The sequence below is a fragment of the Streptomyces pratensis genome, assembly GCF_016804005.1.
Classification (GTDB): Bacteria; Actinomycetota; Actinomycetes; order Streptomycetales; family Streptomycetaceae; genus Streptomyces; species Streptomyces pratensis_A.
Map to the genome: position 1 here is coordinate 6,977,878 of NZ_CP051486.1, position 18,099 is coordinate 6,995,976.

12 protein-coding genes are annotated in these 18,099 nt (G+C 73.4%); 6 read left to right on the plus strand and 6 right to left on the minus strand.

The annotated features are described in order from the left end of the window. Positions 1-235 precede the first annotated feature (235 nt). Positions 236-643 (minus strand): RidA family protein, encoded by a 408-nt coding sequence (locus HED23_RS29150; protein WP_203186337.1) that lies wholly within the window; start codon positions 641-643, stop codon positions 236-238. Positions 644-767: 124 nt separating this feature from the next. Here HED23_RS29150 and HED23_RS29155 point away from each other — a divergent pair, with 124 nt between their 5' ends. After that, positions 768-1,154 (plus strand): winged helix-turn-helix transcriptional regulator, encoded by a 387-nt coding sequence (locus HED23_RS29155; RefSeq protein WP_203186338.1) that lies wholly within the window; start codon positions 768-770, stop codon positions 1,152-1,154. A gap of 78 nt (positions 1,155-1,232) precedes the next feature. On the opposite strand, the gene HED23_RS29160 is transcribed toward HED23_RS29155, so the two are convergent. From HED23_RS29160 to HED23_RS29175, 4 genes are all read right to left on the minus strand, one after another. Beyond that, complete coding sequence (locus HED23_RS29160) at positions 1,233-1,799, minus strand: hypothetical protein (RefSeq protein WP_203186339.1); 567 nt, start codon at positions 1,797-1,799, stop codon at positions 1,233-1,235. Positions 1,800-2,178: 379 nt separating this feature from the next. Next, on the minus strand, positions 2,179-3,012 hold the full coding sequence (locus HED23_RS29165) for a sugar phosphate isomerase/epimerase family protein (protein WP_203186340.1): 834 nt from the start codon (positions 3,010-3,012) through the stop codon (positions 2,179-2,181). Next, positions 3,009-4,151: a dihydrodipicolinate synthase family protein gene (locus tag HED23_RS29170; RefSeq protein WP_203186341.1), complete on the minus strand. Its 1,143-nt coding sequence runs from the start codon at positions 4,149-4,151 to the stop codon at positions 3,009-3,011. Before HED23_RS29170 ends, HED23_RS29165 begins: the two co-directional genes overlap by 4 nt. Next, on the minus strand, positions 4,148-5,299 hold the full coding sequence (locus tag HED23_RS29175) for a Gfo/Idh/MocA family protein (protein ID WP_203186342.1): 1,152 nt from the start codon (positions 5,297-5,299) through the stop codon (positions 4,148-4,150). Before HED23_RS29175 ends, HED23_RS29170 begins: the two co-directional genes overlap by 4 nt. 111 nt (positions 5,300-5,410) lie before the next feature. On the opposite strand from HED23_RS29175, the gene HED23_RS29180 reads away from it, so the two are divergent. The 5 genes from HED23_RS29180 (at position 5,411) to HED23_RS29200 (ending at position 15,377) form a co-directional block, all read left to right on the plus strand. Further along, the gene (locus HED23_RS29180; protein WP_203186343.1) at positions 5,411-6,475 is read left to right on the plus strand and encodes a LacI family DNA-binding transcriptional regulator; all 1,065 of its coding nucleotides are present in this window, start codon (positions 5,411-5,413) and stop codon (positions 6,473-6,475) included. A 413-nt stretch (positions 6,476-6,888) separates the two neighbouring features. Beyond that, positions 6,889-10,083 carry a type 2 lanthipeptide synthetase LanM family protein gene (locus HED23_RS29185; protein ID WP_420803055.1) on the plus strand — a complete coding sequence of 1,065 codons (3,195 nt, stop codon included), beginning with the start codon at positions 6,889-6,891 and terminating at the stop codon, positions 10,081-10,083. 11 nt (positions 10,084-10,094) lie between these two features. Beyond that, positions 10,095-10,289 (plus strand): hypothetical protein, encoded by a 195-nt coding sequence (locus HED23_RS29190; RefSeq protein ID WP_203186344.1) that lies wholly within the window; start codon positions 10,095-10,097, stop codon positions 10,287-10,289. 79 nt (positions 10,290-10,368) lie between these two features. After that, on the plus strand, positions 10,369-13,284 hold the full coding sequence (locus HED23_RS29195; protein ID WP_203186345.1) for a helix-turn-helix transcriptional regulator: 2,916 nt from the start codon (positions 10,369-10,371) through the stop codon (positions 13,282-13,284). 212 nt (positions 13,285-13,496) lie between these two features. Further along, a complete protein-coding gene (locus HED23_RS29200; RefSeq protein WP_203186346.1) occupies positions 13,497-15,377 on the plus strand; it encodes an AfsR/SARP family transcriptional regulator in 1,881 nt (626 codons plus the stop codon). A gap of 29 nt (positions 15,378-15,406) precedes the next feature. On the opposite strand, the gene lanKC is transcribed toward HED23_RS29200, so the two are convergent. Next, positions 15,407-17,992 carry a class III lanthionine synthetase LanKC gene (gene lanKC / locus HED23_RS29205; protein WP_203186347.1) on the minus strand — a complete coding sequence of 862 codons (2,586 nt, stop codon included), beginning with the start codon at positions 17,990-17,992 and terminating at the stop codon, positions 15,407-15,409. Between the last annotated feature and the right edge of the window lie 107 nt (positions 17,993-18,099).

Here is an 18,099-nt window from a genome sequence, read left to right on the forward strand (position 1 = left end):
GGTCCGGCGTCCGTGTCGCGCTCCGCACCCACGTACGACCGGACCTCACCCGCCCCGGCCGTCAGATGGGCCAAGTCCTGGGAGCAACAGCCGTATTGGCGGGGCGTGAGGGGTGACATGCCTGAACGGTTCGGGCCCGGGACGACGGTACAGGAACTCCGTTGACCATGGTCGGCCGACGGAGCCCCGCAACCGACGGGGTGCGCTGTTCGGGCAGCCGGACAGAGCCGGCCCCTCAGTCGATGACCGCCGTCACCTCGATCTCGACCAGGTGCTCGGGAACGTCCAGTGCGGCGACGCCCAGCAACGTGGCAGGCGGTGCCGGGGTGGTCCCCAGCCGGGCGGAAGCGCGGGAGATCCCCTCCAGGAGCAAGGGCATCTTGTCCGGGGTCCAGTCGACGACATGGACGTTCAGCTTCGCCACGTCGCCGAAGGAGGCGCCGACACCCGCCAGCGCGGTGGCGACATTGACGTAACACTGCTCGACCTGGGCCGCCAGGTCGCCCTCGCCGACCGTGACGCCGTCGGCGTCCCAGGAGACCTGTCCGGCGACGAAGACCAACTTCGATCCGGTCGCGACCGACACCTGCCGGTAGACGTCAATCTCCGGCAGTCCTGCGGGGTTCGCCAGGGTGATGGCCATGCTGTCCGCCTCCTCGCCGCGCGGCCCCGACGGGCCGACACGTGGTCTCTTGTGGTTACTCAGGAACCATAGGAGAGTGAGCGCTGACGTGGAAGAACGCACTTTTCGGTGACAGGGGAACCTGATGGTGACCAAGCAGTTCAACGGCTCCCCCGAGGAGCAGGCCGACCTGAGACGCGCGGATTCGCTGGCGCGGGAGATCTTCTCGGACGTCGCCAACAAGTGGGCGCTCCTGATCATCGAGGCCCTGGGGGACGGCACCCTCCGCTTCAGTGAGCTGCGCAGCGCTGTCGAAGGGATCAGCCACAAGATGCTCACCCAGAACCTGCGCATGCTGGAGCGCAACGGCCTCGTCGGGCGGACCGTGTACCCGACGGTCCCGCCGAAGGTCGAATACACGCTCACCGAGCCGGGGCAGGGGCTGCGGAAGACCGTCGACGTGATGTGCGAGTGGACCCACCGGAACCTCGGTCACATCGAGTCGGCCCGGAGCGGCTTCGACGGCGGCTGACATCACGGACGAGGTCGCCGACCCATGACGGGAACGGTCCGCCCCGGAAGCCGGAAGCCGCCACCGGCCACCGGCCATTCAGTGGAACGTCAGACCCACGTGCTCGCGGAGCGCTTCCGCCTGCTCGGGTGTGGTGAGGACCATGATGCTGTCGTAGCCGGCGCCCGGCTCGCGTGCGAAGCCGACGTTGCGCCATGAGCGGGGGTCGTCGTCATGGGCGGTTTCGGCGATGGCCCGGCAGGCCGCCTCGTGGTCGTAGTAGTCCTCCGCGAAGTGCTCGGCCGGGATGGACACCGGCACCCCGTCCCTCTTGAACTCGACGGCGTCGAAACGGCCGCCGTCGAAGCCGCCCTCACCCTCGACGATCCGGACGTCGGAGACGGTGACCCTGCCGCCGGCGACCTCTGCGGCGGCAGCCAGCAGGCCGGCGTAACCGTCGTGGATGGAGTCGATGTCGTCGGCGTGGACCGAGACCGCCACACCGAAGCATTCCAGGGCACTGGCCGCCGCGTACTGGTTCATCTCGTCGTCCGCATAGGTGGCAGCGTCTTCGAGAACTCTGCGCGTCTTCTCCTCGGCCACCATGCCCGTCTCCCGAAGGAGCGCCCCGATGCGTCTGTACGTCGTCCAGGAATCCTCTCGCATCCCGCAGATCCTGCCAGACGGCGGCCGAGCGGCCGAGCGACCGGGCGGCCGGGCGGGCCGCGAACTGCGGAGCGTCGTCCGCGCGGGGCCTCGACGAGGGTTCGCGCGGGTGGCCGACGGCGAGCACCACCACCCTCCGCGCCGCGCAAGTCCGTGGGGCAACAAGGTCGTTCCCGGAACCAGGAGGGCTCGTACGTCCCCGGAATGCGGAATGGGGCCCGGCCAACAGGCCGGACCCCCCTCGCTTTCCCCCTCCGTCGGGCTTCCCGATCCCCCCGGACCCCTCCCCGGAAGTCCCGACGCTGAGTACGACCGGGGAAGGTACGCAAAGGTTGCACGCCTTTGCTATCTCTTTACCCTTTGCCCGTCCGAGCAGCTCTCAGCAGGCATGTTCCAGGTACCGGGCGGCGACTTCACCGATCACTTCGGCACCGTCACGGGCCCAGAGGCCCTCGTTGAAGATCTCGACCTCGATCGGCCCGTCGAAGCCCGTCGCCTCGACCTGGCGGCGCATCGCGCGGAAGTCCACGCAGCCGTCGCCCAGTTGACCGCGCCCCACCAGAACCCCCGCCGGGAGCGGGGTGATCCAGTCGGCCAGCTGGAAGGAGTGGATGCGTCCGCCCGCTCCCGCCCTGGCGATCTGCGCGGCGACCTGGTCGTCCCACCAGATGTGGTACGAGTCGACGACCACCCCGACCTGCTCGGCAGGGAAGCGTTCGGCGAGGTCCAGGGCCTGGGAGAGGGTGGAGACCACACAGCGGTCCGATGCGAACATCGGGTGCAGCGGCTCGATGGCGAGGCGGATGCCCCGCTCGTACGCGTACGGCGCCAGCTCGGCCAGGGCGTCGGCGATCCGCTCACGCGCCGCGTGCAGGTCCTTCTCCCCGTCGGGGAGCCCGCCCGAGACCAGGACCAGCGTGTCCGTGCCGACGCCCGCCGCCTCGTCGACCGCCGCACGGTTGTCGTCCAGGGCGCGGGCGCGTTCGCCCGGGTCGGTCGCGGTGAGGAAACCACCACGGCAGAGGCTGGTCACCGTGAGGCCGGCGTCCTTCATCAGCTGCCCCGCGCGCTCGACGCCGTACCCCTGCACCGGAGCGCGCCACAGGCCGACCTGGCCGATGCCGGCCTTCGCGCAGCCTTCGACGAGCTCCGGCAGGGACAGCTGCCGGACCGTCTCCTGGTTGATGGACAGGCGGGTCAGTTCGGTGCTCATCGGTTTCCTCCGTGCACGGTCAGCAGCGCGCGCATGCGTGCCTCGGCCAGCTCGGGGTCCGGGAACAGGCCCAGCCCGTCGGCCAGTTCGTACGCCTTCGCCAGATGCGGCAGCGAGCGCGCGGACTGCAGGCCTCCGACCATCGTGAAGTGCTCCTGGTGGCCCGCCAGCCAGGCGAGGAACACGACGCCCGTCTTGTAGAAACGGGTGGGGGCCTTGAAGAGATGGCGTGACAGCTCGACCGTGGGGTCGAGGAGAGCGCGGAAGCCCTCGACGTCCCCGGTGTCCAGGACGCGCACCGCGTGGGCGGCGAGCGGACCGAGCGGGTCGAAGATGCCGAGCAGGGCGTGGCTGAAGCCCCGGTCGTCTCCGGCGATCAGCTCGGGGTAGTTGAAGTCGTCACCTGTGTAGCAGCGCACCCCGCTGGGCAGACGGCGCCGGACGTCGATCTCGCGCTCGGCGTCCAGGAGCGAGATCTTGATGCCGTCGACCTTGTCCGGGTGCTCCGAGATGACCTTCAGGAAGGTGTCCGTGGCGGCGTCGAGGTCGGAACTGCCCCAGTAGCCCTCCAGCGCCGGGTCGAACATGGGGCCGAGCCAGTGCAGGACGACCGGTTCCGTGGCCTGGCGCAGGAGGTGGGCGTACGTCTCCAGGTAGTCCTCGGGGCCGTTCGCCGCGGCGGCCAGCGCGCGGGAGGCCATCAGGATGGCCTGTGCGCCGCTCCCCTCGACCAGCGCGAGCTGCTCCTCGTACGCGGCGCGCACCTCGGGCAGGGTGGCGGGGCCGGTGAGCTGGTCGGTGCCCACACCGCAGGCGATCCTGCCGCCCACGGACTTCGCCTCGGCTGCCGAGCGGCGGATCAGCTCCGCCGCTCCCGCCCAGTCCAGGCCCATGCCGCGCTGAGCGGTGTCCATGGCCTCGGCGACGCCCAGGCCGTGCGACCAGAGGTGGCGGCGGAAGGCGAGGGTGGCGTCCCAGTCGACGGCGACGGGGTCGTCGGGGCTGATGTCGGCGTACGGGTCGGCGACGACGTGCGCGGCGGAGAAGACCGTGCGGGAGGCGAGCGGCGCCCCGGACGGTGCCAGGTCGAGCGGTGTGGTGCGGGGTTCGTACGGGCCGTGCGGCAGCTGGATGGTCACAGGCTCAGCTCCGGTACGTCGAAGCGGCGGCCCTCGGCGGAGGACTTGAGGCCGAGCTCGGCGAGCTGGACGCCCCGGGCGCCGGCCATCAGGTCCCAGGTGTAGGGCTCGTCGAGGACGATGTGGCGCAGGAAGAGCTCCCACTGGGCCTTGAAGCCGTTGTCGAACTCGGCGTTGTCGGGGACTTCCTGCCACTGGTCGCGGAACGGCTCGGTGACGGGGAGGTCGGGGTTCCAGACCGGCTTGGGGGTGGCCGAGCGGTGCTGGACACGGCAGTTGCGGAGGCCCGCGACGGCGGAGCCGTGGGTGCCGTCGACCTGGAACTCGACGAGCTCGTCGCGGTTGACGCGGACGGCCCAGGAGGAGTTGATCTGGGCGACGGCGCCGCCCGCCAGCTGGAAGGTGCCGTACGCGGCGTCGTCGGCTGTGGCGGCGTAGGGCTTGCCCTGCTCGTCCCAGCGCTGCGGGATGTGCGTCTGCACGTGTGCCGAGACGCTGGTGACCTGACCGAACAGCTCGTGCAGGACGTACTCCCAGTGCGGGAACATGTCGACGACGATGCCGCCGCCGTCCTCCGCGCGGTAGTTCCAGGAGGGACGCTGGGCGTCCTGCCAGTCGCCTTCGAAGACCCAGTAGCCGAACTCGCCGCGCACGGAGAGGATCTCACCGAAGAAGCCGCCGTCGATGAGCCGCTTCAGCTTGAGCAGGCCGGGGAGGAAGATCTTGTCCTGGACGACGCCGTGCTTGATACCGGCGTCACGGGCGAGGCGGGCCAGGTCGAGCGCGCCCTCGACGTCGGTGGCGGTGGGCTTCTCGGTGTAGATGTGCTTGCCCGCGGCGATCGCCTTCTTGATCGCCTCGACGCGGGCCGAGGTGACCTGCGCGTCGAAGTAGATGTCGATCGACTCGTCGGCGAGCACCGCGTCCAGGTCGGTCGACCACTCGGTCAGGCCGTGCTGCTCGGCGAGTGCCTCCAGGGCGTGGGCGCGGCGGCCGACGAGCACGGGTTCCGGCCACAGCACGTCGCCGTTGCCGAGGTCGAGGCCGCCCTGCTCGCGGATCGCGAGGATCGAGCGCACCAGGTGCTGCCGGTATCCCATGCGTCCCGTGACGCCGTTCATGGCGATGCGCACTGTCCTGCGTGTCACGAAAGTTCCCTCCATACAGCCGTAGCAAGCGCTTTCTATGCGGTATGACGCTAGCCTGCCGACAGCGGCCCGGACAAGGGGGGCCGCTCCACAACTCCTCGGAGGAGAGCGATGACAGTCACCCTGGCGGACGTGGCGGCCCGCGCCCGGGTGTCCCCGGCCACCGTGTCCCGTGTCCTGAACGGCAACTACCCGGTGGCGTCGTCCACGCGGGAGCGGGTCCTGCGCGCGGTGGACGAACTGGACTACGTACTGAACGGCCCGGCCAGCTCTCTCGCCGCCGCCACGTCCGATCTGGTCGGGATCCTGGTCAACGACATCGCCGACCCGTTCTTCGGCATCATGGCCGGGGCCGCGCAGAGCGAGATCGGCGGGCCGGGCGACGGTTCCGGTCGCGCGGGCGGCGAGAAGCTCGCCGTCGTCTGCAACACGGGCGGCTCCCCCGAGCGCGAACTCACCTACCTCACCCTGTTGCAGCGCCAGCGCGCCGCGGCCGTCGTCCTCACCGGCGGCGCACTGGAGGACCCGGCCCACCAGGCCGCGATGTCCGTGAAGCTCGCCAAACTCGCCGACGCAGGCACCCGGATCATCTTCTGCGGTCGGCCCCCGCTGCCGGACACCGACGCGGTGGTCGCCGCGCTGGCCTTCGACAACCGGGGCGGCGCCAGGCGCCTCACCGAGCATCTGATCGCCCTCGGACACCGCCGGATCGGCTACGTCGCGGGACCCCTGGAACGCACCACGACCAGGCACCGGCTGGAGGGCCACCGCGAGGCGATGAAGGCGGCTGGGCTGTACGGGGACGAGGAGAGCGTCACCGTCCACGGCCCCTACGACCGGAGCTCCGGCTACGACGCCACGCTCGAACTCCTGCGCCGTGAACCTGAGGTGACTGCCGTCGTCGCCGCCAACGACACCGTGGCACTGGGTGCGTGCGCCGCCGTCCGGGACCGTGGGCTCCGCATTCCCGAGGACGTGTCGGTGGCCGGTTTCGACGATCTGCCGTTCTCCGTGGACGCGGTACCCGCCCTGACGACCGTACGCCTGCCGCTGTTCGAGGCGGGGGCGCGGGCGGGCCGGCTGGCGATGGGCAAGGAGACGCCTCCGGCGGGGGGCATCGCGACCATAGCGGCGGAACTCATGGAACGGGGATCGACGGCGCCGCCGGCCCGCTGAGCCGGGGCCGACGGCGGCCGCACCGGCCCGCATTTCGGTAGGGCTCGTCCTCCGGAGTCCGGCCTCCGGCTTCCGGCTTCCGGCCTCCGGCCTCCGGCTTCCGGCTTCCGGCTTCCGGCTTCCGGCTTCCGGCTTCCGAGCGTCTCGCATGCCGGTAGGGCGCCGGGGGTGCGGCCGGCCCGCATGCCCGTAGGGCGCCGGGTGGACGCGTGCCCGTAGGGCGCCCGGACCCCGTGCCCGTGGGGCCCCGGGTGCGCGGGCGGCCGGACCGCATGCCCGTACGACCCCGGTCGCACGCATGCCCGTACGGCCCCGGGAGCGCGCCCGGACCGCGTGCCCGTACGGCCCCCGGGCGCACGCATGCCCGTACGGCCCCCGGGCGGCGCGACCGGAAAGATGGGGGCCACTCCCCCATGCGCCGGTCCCGGGCGCCCTCCAGGATGGGCGCGGGAGAACCGCTGGGGCCTCCCTCGACCGGGGAGGTGACCACGGTGGTGAAGAGGGAAACGGCCGTCGGCACGGACCGGGCGCCCGCGCCGTTCGGCCCGGCGGTCGGCGAAGCCTCCGGACACGCCCCGGTGCCGGACGCCACCCATCTCCTCGGCTCCCGGGAACACGGTGATCCGTGGTGGGCTCCCGGCACCGTCGGACCGCGCCCGGACACCGAGCCCGACTGGGCCCGCTTCGCCCGGGAGGCCGTGGCCATGGCACCTCGGCAGGCACGGATCGCGGACCGGGCGTACCCGGACCTGACCGGTTTCGCCCTGGTCGTCGCGCCGTTCGCGGCCCGGGCCGCCCAGCGGGTGTCGGACACGGCATCCGGGAACACCTCGCCCACCGACCACCGGGTGCCGGGCGCGGCATCCGGGGGCACCGTACGGCCGGCCCCCGCCACCTGCCCGGCCGCGGTGCTGGACGCCTTCCGGCACGACGTCGCGCGGCGACTCGCCCTGCTCGCCGCCAGGACCCTCGTCTCGGAACTGCACGGGGCGCGGACCGGTGGCGGACTGAGTGGCGAGGGGCCGCGTGAACGCTTCCGCGACTTCCTCCGCCTGACCGGGGGCCGGGCCGGCCTCGCGTCCCTGGTCACCGGGTATCCGGTCCTCGCCAGGGTCCTCGCGCAGACGGCCATGAACGCGGCGGACGCGTTCGCCGAGATGCTCGGCAGGCTCGCGGCGGACCAGGCACTCCTGGGCTCCTCCCCGGTCCTCGGGGTACGGGGTGCGGGAGGGTCCGCCGACTGCGGGCCGCACACCCTGACCGGGGTCGAGACCGGCACGGGCGACAGCCATCGCGGGGGCCGGTCGGTGATGCTCCTGCGTTTCGCCGACGGCACCCGGCTGGTCTACAAGCCGCGCCCGCTCGCCGCTCACCGGCACTTCGGGACCCTGGTGGAGTGGTTCAACTCCCTTGTGGGAACGCCTGATCTGCGTGCGCCGAAGGTCCTCGACAGGGGTGCGTACGGCTGGGCCGAGTTCGTCGTGGACGCGCCCTGCCGGTCGACGGCCGAGACGGCGCTCTTCTACCGGCGTCTGGGTGCGCTGCTGGCGCTGCTGCACGTCCTGGACGGCACGGACCTGCACCACGAGAACCTCATCGCCTGCGGGCCGCAGCCCGTCCTCGTCGATGTGGAGACGCTGTTCCACCCGCCGCTGACGCAGTCCCCGCCCGCCGATCCGGCCGCCCGCGCCCTGCACGCCTCGGTCCACCGCGTCGGACTGCTGCCGCAGTTGCTGGTCGGGGACACCACCGCGCTCGACATGTCGGCCGTCGGCGGCGGCCGGGCGGCATCCTCCCCGCTGGAGACCGCCTCCTGGGCGGCTGCGGGCACCGACACCATGCACCTGGTGCGCTCGGTGGGGCGGTTCACCGAATCGGCCAACCGCCCCACGCTCGACGGGGCCACGGCCGACCCGTTCCGGTACACCGGCGCACTGTGCGACGGGTTCCGCTCCGCGTACACGGCCGTCAGCGACTCGCGCGACGAACTGCTGGGGCCGGAGGGCCTCCTGCGCCTCTTCGCCGACGACGAGGTCCGTTTCGTGCCCAGGCCGACATGGACGTACGCAACCCTGCTCCACGAGTCGACCCACCCCGACCTGATGCGGGACGCCGCCGAGCGCCAGCAGCTCTTCGCCCTGCTGCGCACCGGGGCCCTGGGCACTCCCGCGATGCCCGGTCTGGAGGACGAGGAGATCGCGGAGCTCTGGCAGGGCGACGTACCGGTGTTCACCACCCGCCCGGACGCCACGACGGTGTGGAGCGGCGGCGGGCGCGCGATGCGGGGGCCCGCCGTGCCCACCGGGCTGGCGCGGGTGGAGGCGAAGATCCGCGCCCTGGACACGGTGGACCGGCAGGACCAGGAACGGATCATCCGCACCGCCATGGTCAGCACCTCCACCGAGCCTCCGCACGGTGCCGTCGGGCGCGGCAGGCCCCGGACCGAGGCGACCGCACCGGAACCGGAACGTCTGCTCGCCGCCGCGCGGTCGGTGGGCGACCAGCTCGTCTCACTCGCGTACCACAGCGACAGCCGGACCAACTGGATCGGCCTGGAGCTGCTCGGTGAGCGCTACTGGCGTCTCACACCGCTGGCGGCCGACCTCGCGGCGGGCTACACCGGCCCGGCGCTGTTCCTCGCGCAGCTGGCGTCGTTGACCGGGGCGGCCAGGTACGCCGACGCTGCCAGGGCCGCGCTGGTGCCCGTCCCGGGTCTCCTGGACGCGTTGCACCAGAGCGGCGAGGACCTGGGGCTTGTCGGCTCCGGCGCATTCTCCGGCCTCGGGGGCATCGCGTACGCCCTGGCCGAGATCGGAACGCTGCTGGACGACAGCCGGGTACTGGACTGGGCCGGGCCCGCCACCCGGCTCGCCTGTGCGGCGAGTTCGGCCGAGGAGGGGCTCGGGGTGCGCGGCGGGGCCGCCGGCGGCCTGGTGTCGCTGCTCGCCGTGCACCGGACCACCGGGCGGGCCGAGGCCTGGCGCGGCGCCGAGCGCTGCGCCGACCGGCTCGCGGCGGTGCCGCCCCCGGCGCCAGGGGGCTTCGCGGACGGGGCGGCGGGCATCGGCTGGGCCCTGCTGAGGTTCGCGGCGGCGGGAGGCGGTCCGCACCACCGGAGCGCCGGGCTGGACGCCCTGCGCGTCGCGGTGCGCGGCGCGCCCGGCGGGCAGGCCTGGTGCGAGGGGACCGCGGGGGTCGCGCTCGCGGTCGCCGACAGCCCGGAGGCGCTGGCCGATCCGGAACTGAGCCACTGGCTGACGGAGCGCTCCGGTGACGTGGCCCGGTCCGCTCCGTCCGGGGACGACAGCCTCTGCCACGGCGAACTGGGTGTGCTGGAGCTGCTCGGCCACGCCGCCCTGCCCCGGCTGCGCCCCCACTGGCTGCGCCGGACCGGCACCCTGCTGGCCGCCGCCGACCGGGCGCAGCCGCACTGCGGGACGCCCGGACACGTACCTCACCCGGGACTGCTCACAGGTCTGTCGGGGATCGGACACGGGCTGCTGCGGGCGGGGTTCCCCGACCGGATCGGCCCGGCACTGCTCGTGCGCCACTCCACGGGGGCCGACAGGTCCGCCGCACCCATGACGTTGTCGACCAACGACCAGTAGATGAGGCAGAGATGACGCAGATCAGCGAGTCGGCCGGATACACGGACGTCACCGCGGCACCCGAGGTGGCCCTCGAACACCCCGCCGGCCGGATATCGCTCGGCAACCGTGGCGGGCTCGGTCTGCGCAGCAGGCTCCTGAGTGCCACGGACGGGGATCCGTCCGGCCCCGACCTGCCGTGGACCACCTTCACGGTCCCGATGTAGCCCTTTTCCACCAGGCGCACCGTGATGAGCGGGAATGTGCCTACTGCCGCAGTCTGTACGGCTCCAGTAACCTGCGGCCATGCGTGCGAATTCGCCGGTCGTCGTCGGACGTGACGAGGAGATCGGTTTACTGAGCAGCGCCCTGGACGCCGCCCGGCGGCGTTCGGGGCGCGCGCTGTTCCTCGTCGGTGAGGCGGGGATCGGCAAGTCCCGGCTCGTCGGCGAATGCGCCTACCGTGCCTACGGGCTGGGCATGCCGGTGCTGCGCGGGAGGGCGGGTTCCACCGGCCTGGTCGTCCCCCTCCGCCCCCTGGCGGAGGCCCTTTCGTCGCACTTCAGGGCCGCCGGCACGCCGACCGATCCGGAACTGGCGCCGTATCACCCGGCGTTGGCCAGGCTCGTGCCGGAGTGGCGGAGCGGGACGTCCGCCGGTTACACGGAGACCGTCGTCGAGCTGGCCGAGGCCCTGCTCCGCCTGCTGTCGGTCCTGGGCCGCGACACCGGCTGCGTGGTGCTCCTGGAGGACCTGCACGACTGCGACACGGAGACCGTCGCGGTCGTCGAGTACGTCATCGACAACCTGGCGGACCTCCCGGTCCTGCTGCTGGGGACGCTGCGCCCGGAGCCGGGGACCGCGCTGGACCTCGTACGCTCCGCGGAACAGCGTCACACCGCGACGGTGGTGGAGTTGCGGGCGCTCGGCGAGGCACAGGTGCGCGCCCTGACCGGCGCCTGCCTGGAGACACCGCCCGAGCGGATACCCGAGGCGGTCCAGCGGCGTCTGGTCGAGCGCGCGGCGGGCAACCCCTACCTGGTGGAGGTCCTGCTCGACGACCTGCTCGACACGGGCAGGCTGCGGCGCACGGAGGACGGCTGGGAGGCGGCGGAGCAGCCGGACGGAACCCTTCCGCCACGCATCCTCCGGAGCTGGTCCCACCGGCTCGACCGGATGGACGAGCCGGTGCGGGACCTCCTGCTGACGGCGGCCACCCTGGGCGGCCAGTTCTCCGTGGCGGTCCTCCAGACCGTCACCGGGCTGGAGGACCGGGCCCTGTTCACCCACCTGAGATCCGCCGTCGAGACGGGCGTGATCGCCCCTGACGGGGCGGCCCCCGACCGCTACGCCTTCCGGCACACCCTCACCGCGGAGGCGCTGGTCTCCTCCCTCGCGCCGGCCGAGCGCGCCGCACTCGCCCGGCGCGCCGCCGCGGCGGTCGAGCACTCGGGGGAGCCGCTCGACGAGGACCGGCGGCAGCTCGTGGCCTCGCTGGAGCTGGCGGCGGGCAACCGGGCCGGTGCGGCACGGCAGTTCGCCGAGGCGGGACGGCGCATGCTCGCGTCGGGTGCGCACGGCTCGGCCGTGGTGCTGCTGGAACGTTCCCGCAGCCTGGCGGCGGAGAGCGACCTCGCCGCTGTCACCGAGTCCCTGGCAGTGGCACGGGCCGAGGGCGGCGATCTGGACGGCGCCCTGGCGCTGGCCGGAACCCTTCCTCCGGTCCCCGCGCGCTCCGAGGCGGCCGCCCGGCGCGGGGACGCCCACATCAACATCGCCTGGGTGGCCGTCATGGCGGAGCGGGCCGCCGACACGTCCCGCCAGATCGAGGCGGCGCGGGCCCTGTTCGGTCCGGAGCCGTCCCCGGCGCGCCGGGCTTCGCTCGCGGTCGTCGACGGCCACCTCTCGCTGCTACCCGGTGAGGACCGGCGGGATCCGGAGGCCGCCGAACGGGCCGCACGCGCGGCCGCGCGGACCGCCGAGGAGGAGGGGCTGCCGGTCGTGGCCTGCCAGGCCTGGCAGTTGCTGGCGCTGCTCTCCAGGGAGAAGAGTTTCGACGCGGCCGACGTGTGTCTGGAGCGGATGCTCACCCTGTCCACCGAGCACTCACTGCCGTCGTGGCGTGTGGAGGCACTGGTGCGTCTGGGGGTGAACAGCTTCATGCGGACCGGGGACGCGGCGCGTCTCCACTCGGCGCGGGCGGCGGCGGCCGAGCTGGGATCACTGCTGCTGGCGCAGACGGTCGACGGACTGCTCGCGATGAACGCGGTGATGTGCGCCCGGTGGGACGAGGCGGAGGAGATCACCGGCCGGTCGGTGGAGGCGAGCGCCAGGATCGGCAACCACGGTGCCCACCGGTACCTGCTGCTGGCAGGGGCCGCGATGGCGGCACACCGCGGCCGTCGGCGGGAGACGGACCGCGCCCTCGCCGCGTTCCGCAGGGCGGGCGGGGAACGGTCCGCGCTGACGCCCTTGCGGCTGGGCTTCTGCGGGGCGATCGGGGCGCTGCTGGAGGAGGACCGCACCCGGGCTTTGGCGGAGCTGGACGCCGCACTGACCTGGGAGCTCGACCACCCCAGTTACTACTACCTGTCCGGCCGCTACGGGCTGCGCCCGCTGCTTCGGGTACTGGAGGGTGAGGCGGCGCGCGGGGAGTACGAGGAGGTGGCCGGCGCACCCGGCGCAGCCCTGGCCTGGAACCGGCAGTTCCTCGAACTGGCCGAGGCGGTACTCCTCGGCCGCGAGGGCGACCAGGCGGGTGCCGCACGGCGGATGACCGCTTTCCACGCCCGGTCCACGGCCTTTCCGGTGGCACGGCATCTCGGTCTGAGGCTCGTCGCCGACCCCGCGCTCGCCGACGGGTGGGGCGAGCCGGTCGTGTGGCTGCGGACCGCGGAGGAGTACTTCCACGGGGCGGGGGTGCAGTCGCCTGCGTCCGCGTGCCGGGCGGCTCTGCGGCAGGCCGGGGTGAGCGTGACCCAGCACCGCGGCGGCCGTGAACGGATTCCCGCGCCGTTGCGGACGAACGGGGTGACTCCGCGCGAGTACGAGGTGTTCGTGCTGCTGGCGGAGCGGCCGGGCAACCAGCAGATCGCACAGAGGCTGTCCATCTCGCCCCGCACGGTGGAGAAGCACCTGGCCAGTCTGCTCAGCAAGACGGGACGGGCCAACCGTACGGCCCTGTGCGAATTCGCCGCGGAGTGCGGGGCCGACCAGGCCTGAGCAGGCGTTCCCCCATCCGGACCGGCGGATCGCCCGTCACCTGCCGTCCGGATGGGGGAACGGCTCCGCAACATGGGGGTGTTGGACGGTGTGGGCCGGGGGCGTTCCCCGGAAGATGCGGGGCGCGCACCGATGTGCGGCCGCCACACGCACCGGCAGGATCGGCAGGGTACGGCAGCTCGTCGCCCCTCCCCCGGCCAGGAGGCCCGCTGATGCCCCTTCCCTCCGTCCGCCCCGGCTCCACCGGCGCGGTGTACTTCTCACTGCTGGGGCCGCTCTCGGCGGTGGCCGACGGCAGGCCGCTGCCGTTGGGGCCACGGAAGCAGAGGCTGGTCCTGGCCACCCTGCTGTCCCGCCCCAACACCCCGGTGCCGGTGGACGTGCTCACCGACGTGGTGTGGCCGGAGGGGCCGCCACGGACCGCGCGCAAGAACCTTCAGGTCTATGTCAGCGCCGCCCGCGCGCTGTTCGGGGCCGTGGACGGCGGCGGCCGGGACCGGGTGGTGCACGACTGCGGCGGCTACCGGCTCCGGGTGGAGGAGGGCGAGCTCGACATCCTGCGCTTCAGGACGCTGGCCCGGGCGGGCCGGGCGGCGGGTGAGCGGGGCGACCTGCGTACCGCCGCCAGGCTGCTGCGGGAGGCGCTCGACCTGTGGGGGGAGCGTCCGCCGCTGCACGACCTCCGGGACTCCGCCGGGGTCGCGGAGGAGGCCGAGCGGCTGGAGGCCCGCTGCCTCACGGTCTACGAGGACTGGGCCGAGGCCGAGATCGAGACGGGCCGGGCGGGCGCGGCGGTGGACGGCCTGAGAGACCTGGTGGAGCGCCACCCCTTCCGGGAGCGGCTGCGGGCCGCGTGGATGAACTCCCTTCACCAGACCGGACGTCAGGCGGAGGCGCTGGCGGTGTACGACGACTACCGGCAGCTGCTCGCCAGGGAGCTGGGCCTGGAACCGAGTCCGGCGATGGCGGGCCTCTACCGGGCCATGCTGGGCGAGGGCCGGGCGGTCCGGCCCGCCGGTTCCGGCAACGCGGCGTGCGGTGTCTCACTGCCCGCGGACAGCAGGCACTTCACCGGCCGCGAGGACGAACTGGCGCGGCTGATCGACGTGTCGGGCCGCCCGGACGGTGCCGTGCTGGTCGTCTCCGGTCCGGCGGGGGTGGGGAAGTCGGCCCTGGCCGTGCGGGCGGCCCATCTGCTCGCGGACGGCTTCCCCGACGGACGGGTCCACGTGCGGGCGCGGCGGGAGGACGGCGCGGCACGCGCCCGGAACGACATGCTGGACGAGCTGGGGCGGCTGTGCGGGGTGGGCGGATCGGGCCGGCCCGATCCGGTGCGGGCCGAGAACGCCTGGCAGGACTGGCTGTCGCGGCACCGGGCGCTGATCGTGCTGGACGACGTCGCGGACGAGGCGTCGGTGCGCGGGCTGCTGCCACGGTCCGGGCGGTGCTCGGTCGTGCTCACCGCTCGCGGTCAGCTGGCCGGGCTGGAGTCCGTGCACCGTACGGCCCTGGCCGCTCCGGAGGACGACGAAGCCCTGGAGCTGCTGGGGACGCTGATCGGCGAGGACCGGCTGCGGACGGACCGGCCGGCGGCCCTGCGCATCGTGCGGGCCTGCGGGTGCCTGCCGCTGGCGGTGGCGGTGAGCGGGATGCGGCTGGCAGTGCTGCGTCACCTCCCGCTGGCGGAGTACGCGGACCGGCTCGACGACCCGACGGCGGCCTTGGACGAGCTGGTGGCCGGAGACGTGTCCGTCCGCTCCCGCCTCGCCGCCGGCTGGCGGGACCTGGGGGCCCGCGACCGGGGCGCGCTGGTCCGCCTCGCGGGGCTCCCGTGGGACGGTGCCTTCACCCTGGAGCGGGCGATGGCGGCGCTGGACCGCGACGAGCGGGGCACCATACGCGCGGTCGAGGCGCTGATCGACACGGGTGCGGTGACCTCGCCCACGGGTGAGGTCACCGCACACGCCGCGCTGTACGAGGTGCCGCGCCTGCTCTGTCTGTACGTCCGCGAGGAGGCGGCGGGCCCCGGGACGGCCGGAGTACGGGAAGCACCGCTCCTCTTCGGGAGCGGTGCTTCCCGCCTCTTCAGCTAAGGGTGAGCAGGCGGTGCTTCCCCGCCTCCTCAGCCGAGGGTGAGCAGTTCCAGCAGACCCGGGGGACGCTCCCCACCGGCCGTGTCCTTCGCCCCGGACAGGAAGTGCAGGGCGAGCAGCAGCCCCGCCGCCCCCGTGCCGAGGTCGGCGGAGAAGCGCCGCAGCGTCGCGCCAGGGACGAGCAGCGCGTCCTCGTCGGCGACGAGGTGCCAGGCGAGGTTGCGTACGGAGGCCATGACCCCGGGCCCGGTCCGGGTCAGGGGGTCGAGCTGGCCCGCCGCCGCGGCGAGGCCCGCGCGCCCGGTGAACAGCCCCGGTTCGCGGACGAATTCCATGGCACAGCCCTTGGCCACGCCCGGGATCAGGGCGCTCAGGGCCTCGTCCTCGTACCGGGCCGTGTATGCCTGCGCGACCAGCGCGACCCCTGAACTGCCCTGGCCGAGATAGAGCAGATGGCGTCGGCCATCCTTCACCTGGAGCGAGCCGTCGTCCATGGTGACCAGGTGTCCGGCCTCCCGTCCCAGGGCGGTGCGGGCGGACCGGCGCAGCCACGCCTCACCGGTCAGCGCGTGCAGTTCCAGGAGAAGGAGAGCGGCTCCGCTCAGTCCGCGCAGCAGCCCGGCCGACTCCGGCGGCTTCATCCCGTCCACGTGTTCGCCGCGCACCAGCAGGTCCAGGTCCCGGGCGGTGCGCAGGGCGCTGTCGACGAGCCGGGGGTCGGGGGCGGCGCCGTCCAGCCGGGCCATGCGGAGCGCGGCGAGCGCGGTGCCCGCGCGTCCGGTGAGCAGATCCGCCGAAGCCGTCATGGGCTCGGCGCTCGTCGCACGCTCCCACACCTCCCGTCCCTGCTCGGTGCGGCCCAGGAGGGAGAGCACCAACGCCGCGCCGGGCAGCCCGTCGTAGAGTCCACCGGCCCCGGCGGGATCCCTGCGCAGCGCCGCTGCCGCAAGCCAGTCGGTCCACTCCCCGGGGACGGGGGCGCCCGTCCGGTGCAGGGCGTACAGGACACCGGCCGCGCCGTTCGCGAGATCGGTCCCGCCGGTCGCGAAGAGATCGGGGGCGCCCGGGAAGAGGCGGTCCGCCCGCCCGGGTGTGGCTCCGGCGTGGATGCCGGCGAGGAGCCGGGTGCGTATCCCCGCCCAGTCGACCTCCGGCCCCTCGAACAGGTCGGCCACCTCGGCCTCCCGCCGCCGTGAGGCGTCCAGGCCGCTGAGCAGTCCGGGCCTGCGAGGCCCCGCCCCGGCCGGCAGCGCGTACCGCCGGCGGGCCCAGCGCTCCAGGGTGAGGGCCTTCGCCCTTTCGAGCCCGGCCATCTCCATGACCGGCATCAGCATGGAGAGCCAGGTCGCCCAGAGCGCGTAGGCGTCGGCCTCCGCCCCGGGGGTGCCCGGGGGTGCCTGGAGGCCCTGGCCGCCGGCCAGCGGGGTGTCCTGGTCGTCGAGGGCGGTGGCGTACTCGAAGTCGACGAGCGCGATCCGGCCGTCGGGCCGGACGATGATGTTGGAGGGGTGCAGATCACCGAAACGCAGACCCCGCGCGTGGATCTGCTCCAGCGCCCGGGCGAGTTCACCGGTCACCGACTCGGTCCACGCGACGTAGGGGGCGAGTTCGTCCGCCGAGTCCGCCCCGCGTACGAGGGCGAAGCGGGCGACGATCTCCTCCAGCAGGGTGTTCCCCTCGATGTGCTCCTCGATGAGGAAGTGGTGCTCCCACACGGTCCGCACCCCGTACACCTCGGGTACGCAGTCCAGTCCGGCCAGCGCGGTCAGCGCCCGGTGCTCGCGACGCAGGCGTGTGACGGCGTCGTCGCCCGCGCCGTCGAGGCCGCAGTGCGGCCGGGCCTCGCGCAGGACCACGCGCCGCCCCGTCGCCCGGTCCTCGGCCAGGTAGATCCCTCCGGCGTTGGAGAACTGGAGGGCCCCGGTGACCGTGTACGGGAAGGAGTCGTCGCGGGCGGCGGCACGTGCCGCGAGGTGCGGCCGCAGGGCCTCGGGGACCTCGACCCACGAGGGCATCCGGAACACCACGCCGCGCTCGTCGGGGACGAGCTTCCCGGACGGGTCCCGCAGGGCGAGGACCCGGCGGCCTTCGGCGTCGTCGCACCAGCGGGGGACGTAGGCGCCGTAGCGCGTGTAGACCGGTGCGTCGCCGATCCGCAGGTCGCTGAGGATGTAGGGGCCGCTGCGTCCCGCCAGTGTCCGGGACAGCTCGTCGGCCAGGGCGAGGAACACGGTCTCGTCGGGCGGGTAGGCCGCGATGAACTTCCCCGCGCCGCTGCGGTTCATGTGCTTGCCCGCCACCAGCAGCAACGCCTTTTCGCTGCGCAGGAATTTGAAGGGCACACCGTGGCGGACGCAGATCCGGGCGGTGTCCCGCAGGGTGGCCTCGGCCTCACCGGGGACGGTGGACACATGGATCTTCCAGCCCTGTTCGGCGGGTTGGACGTGCTCGGGCACCAGCGAGGTCCACAGGCCCACGGCCTCACGGCGCCAGCCCGCCGGTGGCGGATCGGTGTCGAGCCGGTACCGCGACTCCTCGTCGGGCAGCCGGGCCGGGGTGTCGAAGTACGTACGGTCGGCGAGGCAGTACAGCTGCGTTTCCTGGATGCCTGGCACGCTCGGCTCTCTCTTCTCGAAGCCCGCGGGGGCGGCGGACGGTGGCGGTGGGCGGCGGGCCCCGGTTCGCGTATCAGTCCCCGGTGACGGAGGGGTTCGCGCCCGCC

Bases quoted from the DNA above. Each gene is read 5' to 3' on its own strand.
- HED23_RS29155 (WP_203186338.1), top strand. From the start codon at position 768: ATGGTGACCAAGCAGTTCAACGGCTCCCCCGAGGAGCAGGCCGACCTG.
- HED23_RS29165 (WP_203186340.1), bottom strand. From the start codon at position 3,012: ATGAGCACCGAACTGACCCGCCTGTCCATCAACCAGGAGACGGTCCGG.
- HED23_RS29200 (WP_203186346.1), top strand. From the start codon at position 13,497: ATGCCCCTTCCCTCCGTCCGCCCCGGCTCCACCGGCGCGGTGTACTTC.
- HED23_RS29190 (WP_203186344.1), top strand. From the start codon at position 10,095: ATGACGCAGATCAGCGAGTCGGCCGGATACACGGACGTCACCGCGGCA.
- HED23_RS29160 (WP_203186339.1), bottom strand. From the start codon at position 1,799: ATGCGAGAGGATTCCTGGACGACGTACAGACGCATCGGGGCGCTCCTT.
- HED23_RS29180 (WP_203186343.1), top strand. From the start codon at position 5,411: ATGACAGTCACCCTGGCGGACGTGGCGGCCCGCGCCCGGGTGTCCCCG.
- HED23_RS29150 (WP_203186337.1), bottom strand. From the start codon at position 643: ATGGCCATCACCCTGGCGAACCCCGCAGGACTGCCGGAGATTGACGTC.
- HED23_RS29195 (WP_203186345.1), top strand. From the start codon at position 10,369: ATGCGTGCGAATTCGCCGGTCGTCGTCGGACGTGACGAGGAGATCGGT.
- HED23_RS29185 (WP_420803055.1), top strand. From the start codon at position 6,889: ATGCGCCGGTCCCGGGCGCCCTCCAGGATGGGCGCGGGAGAACCGCTG.